At 40.9% G+C, this 14424-nt stretch carries 9 protein-coding genes, 1 rRNA gene and 2 riboswitches (1 of these 12 only partly in view); all 10 genes read right to left on the bottom strand.

Features of this window, described 5'->3' with window-relative positions; translation table 11 throughout:
- Nucleotides 1-1405: ribosomal RNA gene (locus AC4QJR_RS01740) — 16S ribosomal RNA — on the bottom strand; it reaches 133 nt to the left of the window's first position.
- Nucleotides 1406-1756: 351 nt separating this feature from the next.
- Nucleotides 1757-3823 carry a glucose-specific PTS transporter subunit IIBC gene (gene ptsG / locus AC4QJR_RS01735; RefSeq protein ID WP_496525077.1) on the bottom strand — a complete coding sequence of 689 codons (2067 nt, stop codon included), beginning with the start codon at nucleotides 3821-3823 and terminating at the stop codon, nucleotides 1757-1759.
- Between the two features lie 188 nt (nucleotides 3824-4011).
- The gene (glcT, locus tag AC4QJR_RS01730) at nucleotides 4012-4854 is read right to left on the bottom strand and encodes a glucose PTS transporter transcription antiterminator GlcT (protein WP_098573459.1); all 843 of its coding nucleotides are present in this window, start codon (nucleotides 4852-4854) and stop codon (nucleotides 4012-4014) included.
- A gap of 176 nt (nucleotides 4855-5030) precedes the next feature.
- A complete protein-coding gene (locus AC4QJR_RS01725) occupies nucleotides 5031-6359 on the bottom strand; it encodes an NCS2 family permease (RefSeq protein ID WP_375377358.1) in 1329 nt (442 codons plus the stop codon).
- Nucleotides 6360-6472: 113 nt separating this feature from the next.
- A riboswitch (purine riboswitch) is annotated at nucleotides 6473-6574 on the bottom strand.
- 209 nt (nucleotides 6575-6783) lie between these two features.
- Nucleotides 6784-8304, bottom strand: coding sequence for a glutamine-hydrolyzing GMP synthase (gene guaA, locus AC4QJR_RS01720; protein ID WP_098573461.1), 1521 nt, complete (start codon nucleotides 8302-8304; stop codon nucleotides 6784-6786).
- A gap of 148 nt (nucleotides 8305-8452) precedes the next feature.
- A riboswitch (purine riboswitch) is annotated at nucleotides 8453-8555 on the bottom strand.
- Between the two features lie 81 nt (nucleotides 8556-8636).
- Nucleotides 8637-10850 carry a transglutaminase TgpA family protein gene (locus AC4QJR_RS01715; RefSeq protein WP_496525076.1) on the bottom strand — a complete coding sequence of 738 codons (2214 nt, stop codon included), beginning with the start codon at nucleotides 10848-10850 and terminating at the stop codon, nucleotides 8637-8639.
- Nucleotides 10847-12067, bottom strand: a complete 1221-nt coding sequence (locus AC4QJR_RS01710; RefSeq protein WP_496525075.1) for a DUF58 domain-containing protein — start codon at nucleotides 12065-12067, stop codon at nucleotides 10847-10849. Before AC4QJR_RS01710 ends, AC4QJR_RS01715 begins: the two co-directional genes overlap by 4 nt.
- Nucleotides 12068-13024: an AAA family ATPase gene (locus AC4QJR_RS01705; protein WP_496525074.1), complete on the bottom strand. Its 957-nt coding sequence runs from the start codon at nucleotides 13022-13024 to the stop codon at nucleotides 12068-12070.
- 218 nt (nucleotides 13025-13242) lie between these two features.
- Nucleotides 13243-13752, bottom strand: coding sequence for a DUF6241 domain-containing protein (locus AC4QJR_RS01700; RefSeq protein ID WP_098573457.1), 510 nt, complete (start codon nucleotides 13750-13752; stop codon nucleotides 13243-13245).
- A gap of 181 nt (nucleotides 13753-13933) precedes the next feature.
- Complete coding sequence (locus AC4QJR_RS01695) at nucleotides 13934-14422, bottom strand: antitoxin YezG family protein (RefSeq protein WP_251463186.1); 489 nt, start codon at nucleotides 14420-14422, stop codon at nucleotides 13934-13936.
- Nucleotides 14423-14424: the final 2 nt, after the last annotated feature.

Below are 14424 nucleotides of genomic sequence, written 5' to 3'. Positions count from 1 at the left end.
GTGACGGGCGGTGTGTACAAGGCCCGGGAACGTATTCACCGCGGCATGCTGATCCGCGATTACTAGCGATTCCGGCTTCATGCAGGCGAGTTGCAGCCTGCAATCCGAACTGAGAATGGTTTTATGGGATTGGCTAAACCTCGCGGTCTTGCAGCCCTTTGTACCATCCATTGTAGCACGTGTGTAGCCCAGGTCATAAGGGGCATGATGATTTGACGTCATCCCCACCTTCCTCCGGTTTGTCACCGGCAGTCACCTTAGAGTGCCCAACTAAATGCTGGCAACTAAGATCAAGGGTTGCGCTCGTTGCGGGACTTAACCCAACATCTCACGACACGAGCTGACGACAACCATGCACCACCTGTCACTCTGTCCCCCGAAGGGGAAAATCCTATCTCTAGGAGTGTCAGAGGATGTCAAGACCTGGTAAGGTTCTTCGCGTTGCTTCGAATTAAACCACATGCTCCACCGCTTGTGCGGGCCCCCGTCAATTCCTTTGAGTTTCAGCCTTGCGGCCGTACTCCCCAGGCGGAGTGCTTAATGCGTTAGCTGCAGCACTAAAGGGCGGAAACCCTCTAACACTTAGCACTCATCGTTTACGGCGTGGACTACCAGGGTATCTAATCCTGTTTGCTCCCCACGCTTTCGCGCCTCAGCGTCAGTTACAGACCAGAAAGCCGCCTTCGCCACTGGTGTTCCTCCACATCTCTACGCATTTCACCGCTACACGTGGAATTCCGCTTTCCTCTTCTGCACTCAAGTCCCCCAGTTTCCAATGACCCTCCACGGTTGAGCCGTGGGCTTTCACATCAGACTTAAAGGACCGCCTGCGCGCGCTTTACGCCCAATAATTCCGGACAACGCTTGCCACCTACGTATTACCGCGGCTGCTGGCACGTAGTTAGCCGTGGCTTTCTGGTTAGGTACCGTCAAGGTACCGGCAGTTACTCCGGTACTTGTTCTTCCCTAACAACAGAGCTTTACGACCCGAAGGCCTTCATCGCTCACGCGGCGTTGCTCCATCAGACTTTCGTCCATTGTGGAAGATTCCCTACTGCTGCCTCCCGTAGGAGTCTGGGCCGTGTCTCAGTCCCAGTGTGGCCGATCACCCTCTCAGGTCGGCTACGCATCGTCGCCTTGGTGAGCCGTTACCTCACCAACTAGCTAATGCGCCGCGGGCCCATCTGTAAGTGACAGCCGAAACCGTCTTTCAGCTTTCCCTCATGAGAGGAAAAGGATTATCCGGTATTAGCACCGGTTTCCCGGTGTTATCCCAGTCTTACAGGCAGGTTGCCCACGTGTTACTCACCCGTCCGCCGCTAGACTCCGAAGAGTCTCGCTCGACTTGCATGTATTAGGCACGCCGCCAGCGTTCGTCCTGAGCCAGGATCAAACTCTCCAAGAAAGTTGATTAGCTCATTTGTTACGTTGGCTCATGTTCTAACTATATATAATAGAAGAAACACGATTAATATTATTTGTTTGCACGATTTTGTTTGTTTAGTTTTCAAAGAACAAGCTCATTACTCCGTTAGAAGCAACTTTATTACTATATCATTTCAGCGAATCGTTGTCAATGTTTTTTATCAATATTTTAAACACCAACAAGTTGTTAACTTGTCATTAACGACTGCTTTAATATAATACCACCACGCCTATGCCGCGTCAACAAAAACCTAGAATTATTTTTCCATTACTGACTTTCTTCTATAATATAAGTAGAAAAGCCGGCCCAGTTACCAGGGCCAGCTTCCTTTTACTTTGTAATCTTAACGATTCCTTCTTGCTTCAATTCCACTTGACCCTGGTTATTAAGTACAACTTTTTCACCTTCGGCTAAGTTCGTGAAAACAATCGGAGTTATTGTAGATGTTGCATGTTCTTTAATGTAATTTAAATCAACTTTTAATAACGGCTGCCCCTGTTCAATGATGTCATCTTCAGAAACTAACGTCTCAAAACCTTGACCTTTTAAATTAACAGTATCAATACCAACATGAATCAGGATTTCACGCCCTGTATCAGATAAGATACCAATGGCATGTTTAGTTGGGAATAGGTTGACGATTTTTCCATTTACCGGTGAAACCACCGTTCCTTCAGCTGGTACTATCGCAAAGCCATCGCCCATCATTTTTCCAGCAAACACCTGATCAGGCACTTCAGTAATTGGCTTTATTTCCCCTTTAAGCGGTGCTGCAAACACTTCATTCTCACGCGCTTTTTGAATTGCATCTGAATTCACATTACTTTGTTCCGGACTTTTTTCCGCTGTATCAACAGAAGTGGTACGAGGTCTCTTACCGGACATAATATCTTTCATTTGACCCTTAATGGTTTCAGAACGTGGTCCGAAAATTGCTTGAATGTTATTTCCTACTTCTAAGACTCCAGCTGCACCAAGTTTTTTCAATTCAGCTTTGTCCACATTTTTAATATCATTAACCGATACACGAAGACGTGTAATACACGCATCTAAATGAGCAATATTATCTTTTCCACCCATTGCATCTAAAATATTAGCTGCTAAATCACCTGAACCTGATTTTCCTGTTGCCGCTTGATCTTCTTCTTCCTCAAGTTCACGACCTGGAGTTTTTAAATCAAACTTGCGAATCGCAAAACGGAAACCGAAGTAATAAATAACCGCAAAGACAAGACCTACTGGAATAACGATCCAAGCATTTGTTTGTGGGTTGATTAATCCAAATAAAATATAGTCAATTAGTCCACCTGAAAAGGTCATCCCGATTTTTACATTTAACAAGTGCATAGTCATAAATGATAATCCAGCAAAGATAGCGTGGATACCAAATAATACTGGAGCAACGAATAAGAACGAGAATTCAATTGGTTCGGTAATACCAGTAAGGAAAGAAGTTAACGCCGCAGAAGCCATTAAGCCTCCCACAAACACTTTCTTTTCTGGACGAGCTTCATGATAAATAGCTAATGCAGCAGCAGGAAGTCCAAACATCATGAATGGGTATTTACCTGTTGTGAACGTACCTGCAGTTAAATTTTGAACACCATCTTTAATTTGTTCCATGAAAATACGTTGGTCACCACGAACAAGGTCACCAGCAGCGTTTGTATAGCTTCCAAATTCATACCAGAATGGCGCATAGAAAATATGATGCAATCCAAATGGAATTAATGAACGTTCAATCACCCCAAAGATAAAGGCAGCAATCGTTTTGTTCGCATCAACCATATTCGTAGAGAACGCATTTAAGCCTGATTGAATTGGCGGCCAGATAAGGATCATTAACAATCCTAAAAGAACAGTACTTGCAGCAGTTACAATCGGAACGAAACGCTTACCAGCAAAGAAACCTAGATATGATGGTAATTCAATTTCAAAGAATTTATTATACATATAAGCGGCAATTAGACCGACGATGATACCTCCGAAAACACCCGTTTGCAGTGTAGGTATTCCTAGTACAGAAGCATAACTTTGAGGATGCTTCGCAAGTGCATCTGCATCAATGCCCAATGCAGTTCCCATTGTTGCATTCATAATAAGGAAACCGACAATCGCAGCAAGCCCTGCTACACCTTCTCCCCCTGCTAGTCCAATCGCAACCCCAACAGCAAATAATAATGATAGGTTTCCGAATATGACACTACCAGCTTGTTCCATAATCTTTGCAACCATCGCAATCCCGCTATTATCTAAGAATGGGGCGATGTCAATTAGTGTTGGGTTTTGAAGTGCATTACCAATAGCCAGTAAGATCCCAGCAGCTGGCAGAATCGCAACTGGTAACATTAATGCTTTACCGACTTTCTGTAAAACACCAAAAGCATTTTTAAACATATAAAGTCCCTCCTATTTTTTATTTAGCTCATAAAGCGGTTACATATTTGTTAGAAGTAACAACAAAAAAGGCATGAGTAAAGGTCCAATTGAATAAAGCTATGGGTATAGATTACCCCAATAACTTGAGTTCAATTAAACTTTTTACTCATGCCTGATCGAATCAGTAACACGTAAAAGAATAAGTGCTATTTATATTTTTTTTGAAGTCGTTGTAAATGCATCGTTAGATATACTGCTTCTGCATCAAAGACTTTTAATTTCAAGGTTTGTTGCATCACTTTTATGAGCTTCCATGAAAGATTATAGCATATAGGATATTCATCTTTCAATAGGGAAGAAATTTTTTCTGGCTCATCCACTTTTTCACCGTTTACAACTCGTTCAATCGCAAAACGGAGATGGCGAACAAGTCTCATATAATCGATTCCTTCTTTATCTATTACTAGCTCCAACTGTTCTTCAACCATATCGACCAGTCTGCTGACAAGTTGGGAATGTTGGTTTACATCAGATAGGTCTTTATTGGTTATTGCACTGTGAATATGCAAGGCGATAAAGCCAACTTCGCCGATTGGAAAGCTAATTCCGGTGTTATCCTTAATAAGTTGGACAACTTCTTTAGCCACTTCATACTCATGACGATATAGCGCTTTTGTCTCCACTAAGAAGGGATTTTTCATTTCCATCCCCTGGGAAGCCCGTGTTAAGGCAAACATTAAATGATCAGTTAAGGCAACATGAATATGTTCATTTAACATCGAATTTGTTCGTTGCTTGATTAACTCAATCGATGCGATGATCACCTCTAAGAAATCGTTATCAATAAAAGGGAGCAATTTAAGATAATTTTGTTGCTCCTTTTCATTTTTTAAGACAAAGAGCTTTTCAGCAGAGTCCTTCTCAATTAAATCACCATGTTTGCGATTAAAGCCGATCCCCTTACCAATCAAAACTACTTCACCATAGGAAGGGTGTTCAGCAATCAATACATTATTATTTAAAACCTTTTCAATTTTCAGCTGCGCCATTCCCTTTTTCCCCATTTCTCCCATTTTACCTTTGTAATTACAGAATAAAAGACAGAAAACAGGAAGTCAACGACAAAGTTCGACAACATTATGTCCTACCTAGTTGGTAAATTATTCGAACGATAATTTTTGACAAAATAAAAGGAACTGTGGTGCGCCCACAGTTCCCTTTAACATTATTTTAAGAAAATAAAATATAGAACAAAGATTACAAAGAAAAAGTACATAACTGGGTGAATTTCTTTTGTACGACCCTTGATAATCATTGTAATTGGGTAAAAGATAAAGCCAACCGCAATACCTGTTGCAATGCTGTAAGTCAGCGGCATAGCAATCATTGTTAAGAATGCAGGAACAGCAATTTCAAAACGCTGCCAATCAATTTTCCCTAGTGAAGATACCATTAACACTCCAACAATAATTAACGCAGGTGCTGTTACAGGTGCAGTAACCACTGATAATAACGGAAAGAAGAACAGCGATAAGATAAAGAATCCAGCTGTTACTAAGGCTGCAAATCCAGTTCTAGCACCAGAGGCAACCCCTGCAGAGGACTCGATGTAAGATGTTGTAGTTGATGTACCTAATACAGCACCAACAGTTGTTGCAATCGAATCCGAAATTAGCGCGCGTCCAGCTCGAGGCAGCTTATTGTCTTTCATAATTCCCGCTTGGTTTGCTACTGCAACAAGGGTACCTGCATTGTCAAAGAAATCAACAAACAAGAAGGTAAGAACAATTCCAAGCATGGCAGTTGTATAAAAAGAGCTATCTCCGAACGAAGAGAATGCTGCACCAAACGTCGGTGATAAGCTTGGAACAGAATCAACTACTTTAGTCGGCATATCAATTAAGTTAAAGATCATTCCTACGATTACTGTGATGACCATACCATAAAATACGGCTCCGTTAATACCTCTAGTCATCATAATTACTGTTACGACGATACCAAAAATAGCAAGTAGTGTAGGCCCGGCTGTCAAATCGCCTAATCCAACTAGTGTTGCATCATTATTGACTACAATCCCAGCATTTTGTAATCCAATAAAAGTAATGAACAAGCCAATCCCTGCACCAACAGCATGTTTTAAATCAACTGGAATCGCGTTAATGATTTTTTCGCGCAGTCCAGTAAGAGTCAATAAGAAGAAAAATACACCTGAGATAAGAACTGCTCCAAGGGCGTGCTGCCAAGGAATTCCGCTCCCTAATACCACCGTATAAGCAAAGAACGCATTCAAGCCCATTCCTGGAGCTAATGCCAGCGGATACTTCCCAAGGAGTCCCATGACAATTGATCCTAGTGCAGATGCAAGAGCTGTTGCCACAAATACTGCACCATAGTCCATTCTTAAGGCATCAGGATAGTCCTTTATGGATGCTAATGATAATGTTAATGGATTAACAACTAGTATATAAGCCATTGCTAAGAAGGTCGTTAGTCCCCCAATAAACTCACGGCGATAATTTGTCCCATGTTTCTCAAATTCAAAATACTTATGCATTCTTTTGCCCCCTAAGGTTCTTTCTTTATTGTTTATGCAAAAAAGCTCCGGTTTATTCTACCGGAGCTGACGTAAGGCAAGTGCAATAAATAGAGGAAAAGAAAACATACCTCTTATATTAAACACTGCCTCGTAGTCAAGCCATTTACGGTGGCTCGGTAGAAACTTTTGGGCCATATCCCCAAGATTATACGATGCAATTATTATTACCTTCTCTTAACACGTTTTTTATTTTAGCAGGAAAGAAACCTCTTGTAAACAAAAAATACGAACGATATTAAAATAAATTTTAACATCGTTCGTGAATATGGATGTTCCTGATAAAATTAGTCGCCTTTTCCAAAAATAAATAAGAACTGGAACCAATAATCGGTTCCAGTTCTTTGCTTTTCTTATTGTCAGCGCCTAGGCGCTTCCGCTTTTCTTATTCCCACTCAATCGTTGCTGGCGGCTTACTTGTAATATCGTAAACCACCCGGTTGACATGCGCCACTTCGTTAACAATTCTTGTTGAAATGACTTCTAAGACATCCCAAGGGATCCTTGCCCAATCGGACGTCATTCCATCAATGGAGGTCACAGCACGAATTCCAATCGTGTAATCGTATGTTCTTGCATCCCCCATTACACCGACGCTGCGAATGTCCGGTAGTACAGTGAAATATTGCCAAATTTCTCGGTCGAGACCGGCCTTTTTAATTTCCTCGCGAAGAATCCAATCCGATTCACGAACAATCTCCAGTTTATCCTCTGAAATGGCCCCAAGCACACGAATGCCAAGACCTGGTCCAGGGAATGGCTGTCTCCAGACGATATCATCCGGAATGCCTAGCTCAGTTCCAAGTGCCCGGACTTCATCCTTAAATAAGGTGTTTAGCGGTTCGATTAGTTTAAATTGCATATCTTCCGGTAATCCGCCTACATTGTGATGGGACTTAATGGTTTGTGCAGTCGCCGTACCACTTTCAATAATATCGGTATAAAGCGTACCTTGGGCCAAGAACTCAATACCTTCCAGTTTTGTCGCTTCATCATCAAATACATAAATAAATTCATTACCAATAATTTTTCGTTTTTTCTCAGGGTCAGAAACACCTTCTAACTTCGATAAGAAACGGTCTTTGGCATCAATTTTGATAACATTCATGTGGAAGCCTTCTGAAAAAGTCTTCATCACGCTGTCAGCCTCATTTTTCCGAAGCAAGCCATGATCGACAAAAATACAAGTAAGTTGATCACCGATTGCCTTATGAATCAGCACAGCAACAACGGATGAATCCACCCCGCCGCTTAAAGCACAAAGAACTTTTTTATCGCCAACCTGCTCACGAATCTTTGCCATTTCCATTTCAATGAAATTACCCATTGACCAATCGCCAGTGCACTCACACACGTTAAAAACAAAATTTCTTAGCAACTCATTCCCATAAACGGAATGACGTACTTCCGGGTGGAACTGAACAGCATAAAGTTTTTGCTCTTCATTACTCATTGCTGAAATTGGACAGGTTGGATTTGTGCCATCAACAGTAAAACCTGCAGGAGCTTCGACAACAAGATCACCGTGACTCATCCACACGGTTTGCTCATTTGGCAGTCCGGCAAATAACGCTGATGGATTCTGTACCGTCATCGTTGCTTTTCCGTATTCACGTTCTTTCGCTTTTTCAACTTTCCCATTAAAATGGACGGTCATTAATTGCATCCCGTAGCAAATACCAAGGATCGGCAGACCCATTTCAAAAATGGCTTCATCACAGCGGAAAGAATTTTCATCGTAAACACTATTTGGCCCGCCGGAGAAAATAATCCCTTTTGGGTTTAACTTGCGGATTTCTTCAGCTGTAATCGTATGCGGATGTAATTCACTGTATACTCCGAATTCACGGATCCTGCGGGTTATTAACTGGTTATATTGACTTCCAAAATCTAATACAATAATCATCTCATTCTTGCCTGGCAAAGCATCCACCTCAATTTTCTCAAGTTATAGTTATTATGAACCTTTACAGCAAAGGATATAAAAAAAACTAGAATTCTCCCCTCCAAAAAATATCAGGAAGGCAGAATTCTAGTTTTCTCGTAAAAAGACCACAGAAAAATCCTGCCTTCATAGTCAGGTCATTATACGGTGACCCGGTAGAGACTCTCGAACCAAATTTTCGAGGATATATGAAGGAATCGTACTATATTTTGAATAGTACAAGCATCTTTTTAGGCAAGTGCTTGCGCTAAACATGAATTAGTACATATTGTAACAATAGGTGGTTTTTCCGGTCAAGCAATTGTCTTTTTGATTAAATTTTCCCATAATTCATGCGATTCTTTCCAAGTGCCCTTTGGCAATTGCTGATGATACAGATAATTTTCATAAATAGCCGTTAGTTTTGACATTTCTCTTGTCGAAAAGAAGGAATCAATGTAACAGGCATAGTTTCGTAGGGTTTGGTTTTCCTTCCGCTTTAATCCGTAGCGTTCAAACTGTTCCAACAAAGCTAAGTAGGCAGCACTGATGTTTTCGTCCTTTTTCTTAAATCGGTATATGACTAACAGTCCATATGGAAACCACTTACCGCGACTGCGGTAAAGAATACCAACTACTGCAGCCACTATTATGATTATGAAAACCATCCGCTTCCAATTGTTTTTCACAAACAATTGGGTCTCTTCCCAGACCCTTTTAACATCAAAGAAAGATTTCGAATCATTTGCTTTATTAGGATCCTTAATCTCTTTCTGCTGAGGCTTCTTCACTGGAGCTGGACTGGCTTCTTGATTATTGGATGATGTTGGGCCATTCGTTTCGTAATTGATGATAATTTCATTTGAAAAGCCCTTGGTTGGCTCAAATGGAACCCAGCCTTGTTTCGGAAAATAGACCTCAACCCAAGAATGGGCATTATTATTTGTTACCTCATACACTTGAGTCCCTGAAGTCTCATCACTATATTGGAGGAAATCTCCGCCTGTGAACCCTTTTACCCAGCGCGTTGGAATCCCGAGTGTTCTCAGCATCACCGCCATCGAAGAGGAGAAATTGTCACAATAACCCCTTTTTGTCTCAAACAAAAATTGATCCACATAGTCATCTTCGGTGTCAGGCACCGCAACATTTTTCTGGTCATAAGTGAACGCAGATTTTCCAAAATAACTTTCGATCGCTTTTGCTTTATCAAACCAATTGGTTTTTGTGGCCGTAATCTCTGCTGCTAATTCTTTCACTCGTGGCGGAAGATTCTCCGGCAGGAGTGTATATTTTTGATAAAATTTCTCGTTGATGATAGTTGGGTCATAGCTCGTTGTTTGGACTAAGTCTGAAGCTTTATACTTTGGTTTTTTATATTCAACAGTAAAGGCCTGCGGTACAGCAGGGACATTGTCATTAGCTAATAGGCTGATTCGCTCATTCGTCGTATCGATTTCATATTGACTGCCCTCTGGAAGCAGCTTTAACACTTTGCTAATTCCGGCTGGATACATAAGAAAATTGAAATTATAATCTGGACTTGTCACCACCCGCGAAGTCTCTATAATGGTCTCTACGGTGTCAGGCACCGAAAAGACAGGCACAAGGTCTTCCCGACGGAATGAAATAGGTGTGGTGCCAGAGGTCAGCCAGCCTTTTCCTGTATAGACGTCCTTCGTTTCCATCTTCCAATAATTTTTTCCGTTCCCTTCATACTGAAAGACTCGGTTGTTATCCCCTATAAAAGGACCGCCTAGTTCCGCATCATTGGTTCCATAACCGATACGATTGACACTTCTGGCCTTGTCTTCAGGAACCTTATCGTTATTGGCTGTTAGATATGGAACTGGGTCCGGCCAAATCGGCGCAGCTTTCGGTGCAGCTATGCCAACTAACACACTAAATGAAATCATAACCGCCAGCGGCACCATCCACCTGCGCAGAAACGTAGGTTCGGCGCTGACATTTTCTTTTTGAAGGATTCGGTAGTATGTCAGCATACCCATTACTGCAAAACCAGCCACCACCGTTCTGACAATGGCATATTTAGCAACATACGGTGTAAATGTATCTAAAACCGTAATATAGACTAAGGTCATAAAGAAAAATATAAAGATTCTCTTTCGGTTTAAGATCCAATAATTGATTAAGTACACCATTAGCCACAGCAAGATAAAGAATAACAAAGTCCTGAACTCATTGGATAAGTCATTCCAGTTCCTTGCTGCAAGCACACTAAGGTTATCAAAGATATCTTTAAAGAAGGCCGTAAACCACGTTGAATCAAAAAACCCTTCTTCATAATGAAGCTGGTTAATGGCAAAGAAAATAAAGATCATTTTGAAACTATAGTTCCAAATCCATTTCAAATGAAAGTAAGATACAGCAAACGAAATCACGATAAAGATAAAAAACATCTCAATATGATTGGTTTCTGTTAATTGTTCAATCGGACGCAGCCATTCACTTAATAATAAAAAACTAAAGGCATATAACAAAAAGGATGAAAAATCTCTTTTGATCAACGGAAGTTCACCTCCGAAAAGGCTGCCGTGAATTCGCCTTCCTGAACCAAGACAACCCGTACTCCACGGGCATTGGCAATTGCCATCAGCGAGCGTTCCTCATCCATCGGCGCTTCTTTCTCCCCTTTAATCAGAAAAAGCGTAATCGTTCCACCTTTTCGCTGCCCAAGGAAGCTTGCTTTTTCAATCAAAGGTTTCGTAATTTGCGCAGTGATTAGCATAAACGAAACCGTTTGCTGGATGCGAAGGCCATCGGTATCTAACACCTTTTCAAATGGTAAGGTACATTTCGCCTCTATTTTTGCCAGATGAAAAAAAAGCTGCTGGAGATGCTGTTCTCCGCCGCGAATCGGGAAAGAGGCTCGCTCGTTGCTAATTGTTAACAGACTGGTCTGGGCACCCTTTTTCAAAATAGCCCGCAATAACGAGGCTGTAAAGGAGACAACTGGTTCAAACTGCTTCGTGGGTACACAGTCCATGACCACAAAGACATCATGTGATTGCCGCTGTTCGAATTCCTTTGTCATGAGGATATTTCGTTTGGCGGATGCTTTCCAGTTGATCCAAGAAAAGCGATCACCCGGCTGGTAATCCCTCACCCCAGTCGCCATGGATGTATCGCGCTGGACACGTTCCCTTGAAGCCGTCAGACCCGAATCATAATGATTTTCAAAAGACCGGTATAATAGCTCTGAATACGCCGGATAGACAATGATCTTGCCCTCCTTGGAAGCCTTTTTTTCCTTTTCAAATAATCCGAGCGGATCTCCAATTCGCAAGGTAAAGGATTCGAAAAAATGTTCTCCGCGCGGCAGCTCATCAATGATATATTCATAGGAAAATTCCTTTTTTAAGCCCGGAAGAAGCAGGGCTTTCGCTCTCTTTTGCTGAGGAGCAAATTTCAACGCTTCATCTAACTGATCCTCAATTAATAAATAAAAAAGCGGAAATGATTTCGCTCTTTTTACTGTAACAATTACCTTTAAAGGCTCTCCGGCATTAAATTCTGTTTTTGGCAATATTCTTGTTACTTCAAGTTCATTTAAAGAGTAAAAAGAGATGGCCGCACCATAAATGGCAAAGGGAAGAAAGCTATAAAATAAAAACCAACTTACAAATCCTCCTTGAAACATGGCATAGGAGAAAGCTAATAAAATCAAAAAAAGCAGCAGAATAAACTTCCAAACTTTTTTCAATATCATCCTTGTTTTTTTCATTTATTTCACTAACCTTTGAACTGGAACAGGGACTCTGGCAACCACCTGGTTCACTAAATCTTCAGCCGAAATCCCTTCAAATTTTGCCTCCGACTTTAAAATAATCCGGTGGGATAAGACAAAGCGGGCTAAATATTGAATATCATCCGGGAGAACATAATCGCGGCCATACATGTACGCATAAGCCTGCGCTACTTTCATCAAGGCAATTGATCCCCTTGGACTAGCCCCAAGGTAGACACTGCCGTGGCCCCTTGTGCGGTTAACGATATCAACGATATAGCGCTTCATCGTATCATCGACAAACACATCTTTGATTTCTTTTTGTAAATCAAGAAGGCCTTCGAGGTCAATGACAGGAGTTAACTCCTCAATCGGCGGGACCTTTTGTGCTCTGTTCAACACTTCCATTTCCTCTTGTAAGTCTGGATAACCCATTCTCATTTTTAATAAAAAACGGTCCAATTGGGCCTCGGGAAGCGGATAGGTCCCTTCGTATTCAATCGGATTTTGCGTCGCCATAACAAAGAATGGCTTGTTCAGTTGATGGGTCACACCATCAATGGTGACACTTGCTTCCTCCATCCCTTCTAAAAGGGCAGACTGGGTTTTCGGGGAGGTCCGGTTAATCTCATCGGCAAGTATGATATTCCCCATTAACGGGCCGGGGCGAAATTGAAATTCCATTTCTTTTGGATTATATATAGAGACTCCGGTTACATCGGATGGCAGAAGATCCGGAGTGAATTGAATTCTACGGAAATTGGCATTCACTGACTTGGCCAACGCACGGACCATCATCGTCTTCCCAACACCTGGTACGTCTTCTAAGAGGACATGGCCCCCAGCTAAAAGGGCAACCAAGCTAAGTTCAGCAACGTCCCTTTTTCCAATCATAACCTTTTCTATGTTTACTAGTATCTTTTCTATCGTGGGATTCTTTTGATCAACAGACAAGGTGACTCCTCCTCGGACGGGTTATACCTATTTTGGGCCATTCCATTTATGTATTCTATAGATTCCTAAAATATTCCTTTATAGCAGACGAACAATATTCAAAACTAGTTAAAAATTAGACGGAGATACTAAAAAATGTTTCTCTAAGCAAAAAAGCCTCCTTCAGCAAATGAAGCAGACTAAACAATTTTAAGATTGGGCAGGTTATATCATGAATTTCACTTCTGTTTTACATCATAATTCTCCTGAATAAACTCCATTTCTTCCTCAGGTGAAGCTTTGCCGTTGGCTTTTCCAACCGTGCCGCCCTGCAGCTCCCAAATGGCATTGTGATTCATAACCACGTAATCGAAATTGCCTTTATCCCAAGATTTTAATATAGTTAAATAAACATCAGCATTCTCATATTCTTTTTTATTGGCTTCGACCACTTGTAGTAATCTTTTCACCCGCTCAGGCGTTAAAGGCAGTGCGCCCCACTTTTTGTCAGCTAATACCTTTTGGTGTGACATATTATGTATGGCTTGCTGAACATCGTTTTCACTCATGCTAAACGGAAATCCACGTTCAACCTTTTTAGTTTGTTCATGGACTTGAACTACCTTTTCACCCTTCGGTGCAGTTCCTACGCTAACAGAGACATTTTCCTTATCAAAATATAAATAACCCCCTATCAAAACACACGCAAGTATAACTGGTATCCATATTTTTTTAGGTATTTTTTTCATCGTTTCCCCTGCTCCTCAAAATGAGAGGTTTGGAGCATCCCTCCGCACCTCCAAGATAGGCTTAGATTTAATAATTCCACATTTCCCCTATATTTCCCTTTAAAACCTCTTGAAAAATGGTAATCTATCATAAAAAAGCCTACTCTATAAAAAGAGTAGACTTATCGTTACATTCCTTCTCTTAAATTGGATTATCTGGAAATTCATTATAATATTTATCGATTAACTTTTTATCATGTTCATCATCAGGTACTTCTCCTAAGTACTTATTTTTCCAAATAATCATTTGGTCACTAAAACTATATTCTGTATTAAACCAATTTGTATAATCATAATGCATCTTAAATTTCCCATTACTCTCAAGAGATAACGTAAATGAATACCAAAGTTCCTGCTGATTTTCTTTAAAAATATTTCTCAATTCATCGCTCAATGCAAACAGCTTTCTTTTATTCTTTTTAAATTCTTCTTTATTAATAGCATAGTTAAATGGGATTTTCACACTATAATGAAAGGATTGTTTACTTTCTGGTGTATTATAAAAAAAATAAGTTCCCCCTCCAGATTCTGATATTTGAGCATAAAAGTAAAATTTCTCCCATTCTTCCGGAATCATTTCATTAACTGTTTCGGCTATTTCTCTATATAACTTATTCATTTCTTTTTCCACTT

It is taken from the genome of Neobacillus sp. BP17 (assembly GCF_059579525.1).
The sequence above is the reverse complement of the archived record's forward strand: the minus strand, read 5'-3'. Positions and strand labels throughout refer to the sequence as shown.

Coding starts and splice junctions, on each gene's coding strand:
- ptsG (WP_496525077.1), bottom strand. CDS start 3,823: ATGTTTAAAAATGCTTTTGGTGTTTTACAGAAAGTCGGTAAAGCATTA.
- glcT (WP_098573459.1), bottom strand. CDS start 4,854: ATGGCGCAGCTGAAAATTGAAAAGGTTTTAAATAATAATGTATTGATT.
- AC4QJR_RS01725 (WP_375377358.1), bottom strand. CDS start 6,359: ATGCATAAGTATTTTGAATTTGAGAAACATGGGACAAATTATCGCCGT.
- guaA (WP_098573461.1), bottom strand. CDS start 8,304: ATGATTATTGTATTAGATTTTGGAAGTCAATATAACCAGTTAATAACC.
- AC4QJR_RS01710 (WP_496525075.1), bottom strand. CDS start 12,067: ATGAAAAAAACAAGGATGATATTGAAAAAAGTTTGGAAGTTTATTCTG.
- AC4QJR_RS01700 (WP_098573457.1), bottom strand. CDS start 13,752: ATGAAAAAAATACCTAAAAAAATATGGATACCAGTTATACTTGCGTGT.